Raw genomic sequence first — 687 nt, forward strand, 5'->3', positions numbered from 1 at the left:
CCCCTGCACCGTTTGGCCTAGCCCTTGAAGCGGGCGATGGAGCGCTCCAGCTCCGCCTCGGCGGCCTCGCGGCCCTCCCAGCCCTCGGCCTTGACCCACTTGCCCGGCTCCAGGTCCTTGTAGCGGGTGAAGAAGTGCTCGATCTCCTTGATCAGCCACTGGTCGATGTCCTCAAGCTCCTTGATGTGCTCAAAGCGCTTGTCGGTCGGAACGCACAGCAGCTTCGCGTCGCCGCCGCCATCATCGGTCATGTTGAACACGCCGATCGGGCGGGCCTCGACCACCACGCCGGGCAGCAGGTCCACACCGGGGATGAAGACCATGGCATCCAGCGGATCGCCGTCCTCGCCCAGGGTGTCATCGAAGTAGCCGTAATGGGTCGGGTACTGCATCGAGGTGAACAGCACGCGGTCCAGGCGCAGGCGGTGGGTTTCGTGGTCGATCTCGTACTTGACGCGCGATCCGGTCGGGATCTCGATAGTGACGTCGTGGCCCATTAAAAGCACGCTCCTAAACTAGTCTTAGGGATATCCGATTCCAAGCGTATATGGCAACGACGCAGAGTTGATAAACCGGGGAAGGGAAAAATTCGCGCATGAAGGCGTCCACCCGACGGCTGGTGACCCTGATCGCCGCAGCAGCGGCGGCCCTGGCGATGGTCGTGGCGATGTTCAGCGCCCGCGCGTT

The 687-nt window shown here is 63.0% G+C and carries 1 protein-coding gene; it reads right to left on the reverse strand.

Translation table 11 applies throughout. The annotated features are described in order from the left end of the window. Window positions 1-17: 17 nt before the first annotated feature. Window positions 18-497, reverse strand: a complete 480-nt coding sequence (locus tag JCM19049_RS16655; protein WP_054822082.1) for an inorganic diphosphatase — start codon at window positions 495-497, stop codon at window positions 18-20. Window positions 498-687 lie beyond the last annotated feature (190 nt).

It is taken from the genome of Arthrobacter sp. JCM 19049, assembly GCF_001310435.1.